We start from the raw sequence: 1,918 nt of genomic DNA on the forward strand, positions 1-1,918 counted from the left end.
GGGGGGCCGAGCAGTGCGGCGGCGACGGCCATGCCGAGCCCGGCGAGCAGCACGGGGAGGGCCCTGCGTCCGGCCCGTTCCGCGCCGTCCGCCACCCGGGTGCGCAGCATCGTCGGCCACAGGGTGATCAGCGTTCCGGCCACGGTGAGGCCGACCCAGCCGAGCAGGTTGATCACCTCGTGGGCGAGCAGCAGCCGTTCCGGCAGGTCGCCGCCGAGTTCGCCGCGGGCCATGAGGACACCCAGCGCGGCACCCACGGGCAGCAGGGCGGCGGCGGCGGCGTAGTAGCGCACGGTCATGGAGAACCGGCCGGGCAGGGCCCGCCGCAGCAGTCGTACCAGCCACACGGCGTGGGCGGTGACGGCGGCCGCGACCAGGCAGCCGCCGACGAGCACGACGGGCCACCGGCCGGTGTACATGCCGCCGATGACGGCGACGGCTCCGGCGTTCAGGCAGACCAGTCGCAGTGCGGCGGGGGCGCCCCGGTTCGCCTCCGGCAGCCGGAGCACGGACGCGGCGAAGTGCCCCGACCAGATGACGACGGCGTTGGTGACCGCCCCGAGCAGCAGGGTGTGGACGAGCAGCCAGAAGGCGTGCGGCAGGAAGTGGTGGGCGCTCCCGACCACGGCGAACAGCCCCAGCCAGGCCACCACGACGGCGTTCACGCCGAGGTGCCACAGGGCGCGTGGTGATCGTCCGGGCGGCTTCGGAGCGGGGCCGTTCGCCGTGGAGGAGGAGAGCTGCGCGGTCACCGGGGGTTCCTCGGGTCGGCGGGGGTGGTGGTGGAGGCGGAGGCCGCGCGTCGGGTGGCGGTGGAGGCGGAGGCCGCGCGTCGGGTGGCGGTCACCGACGCGGTCGCCGCCGTCAGGACGAACAGCAGGACCGCGGCGATGTTGAGCGCCCCGCCGAGCTGCCACGCCCCCCGGACGTCCCGCAGGTCGCCGACCACCACGCGCAGGGCGAGGGAGCCGTGCAGCAGCCAGGCCGCCACCGCGAGCCCGGGGTGGTAGGGCAGGGGGCGGCGCAGTACGGCGGGCAGGATCACCGGGGCGTGCGCCATGATCATCGACATCACGAAGCCGAGGAACACGGCGTGCACCACGGCGTCGTAGCGGCTCCCCTCGGCGACCGGGCCGCCCAGCAGCCACAGGGCGCCGGCGAGACCCAGCCACGCGTACCCGGCGAGCAGGCACGCGGCGGAGAAGCGGGGCAGTCCCGTGGCGCGCAGCAGTCGGCGGGCGACGTCGTGGACGACGAGCCAGGCGACCAGTGCGAGCAGGGCCGCGCCGAGCAGGAGCGTGCCGGTGGCCGGCCACATCAGGGTGGTGACGACGCCGGTGACGACGGCGCCGACGCAGGCCAGGAAGGCCGGCTGCGCGCGAGGCGCCAGGAGGACCACCCGGGCGAGTTCCAGCCGCTCGCCCGCGATGGTCAGCACGAGGAACGCGACCAGCCAGGGAAGCAGGCGTGGGACGTCGAGGCCGCCCAGCCACAGCAGTGCCGCACCGAGCGCCGACACGGCGCCCGCCGCCTGGGCGAGCAGGGCGGCACCCGGCTGCCGCTGCCAGAACCGCACGTACAGCGCGGTCAGTACGGCGGCCCCGGCGACGAGCAGCAGCCGCGGGACGGCCAGGTCCACGGGGGTGAGCAACAGCAGGCCCCCGGCGCCGAGCGCGGCGGGCGCGAAGTAGGGCCACCGCCCGCCCAGCGCAACGGCGCGTTCCAGCGCCACCAGCGTGCCGGCGAAGCCGAGGACCAGCAGCACCCCGTGCACCTGGGGCAGACGGTCACTGGTGACCGGGGCGGGGAGACCGAGCAGGACCAGCGCGGCGTCGAGACCGGCGAGCAGACAGACACCGGCGGCCAGCAGCAGGGGCGCCCGGCGTGCGGGCGGCCGGGGTGGCGGGAGCGGCGGGGG

General features: G+C 76.4%; 1 protein-coding gene and 1 pseudogene. Both read right to left on the bottom strand.

Features of this window, described 5'->3' with window-relative positions; genetic code table 11:
* Positions 1 to 752: hypothetical protein (locus B7767_RS35160; protein ID WP_218775842.1), on the bottom strand; the 752-nt coding region annotated here is incomplete at its 3' end.
* A pseudogene (locus tag B7767_RS35165) lies at positions 749 to 1,918 on the bottom strand (hypothetical protein); the annotation flags it as partial. The pseudogene B7767_RS35165 and the gene B7767_RS35160, both read right to left, overlap by 4 nt.

The sequence above is a fragment of the Streptomyces sp. 13-12-16 genome (genome assembly GCF_002114215.1).
GTDB lineage: Bacteria > Actinomycetota > Actinomycetes > Streptomycetales > Streptomycetaceae > Streptomyces.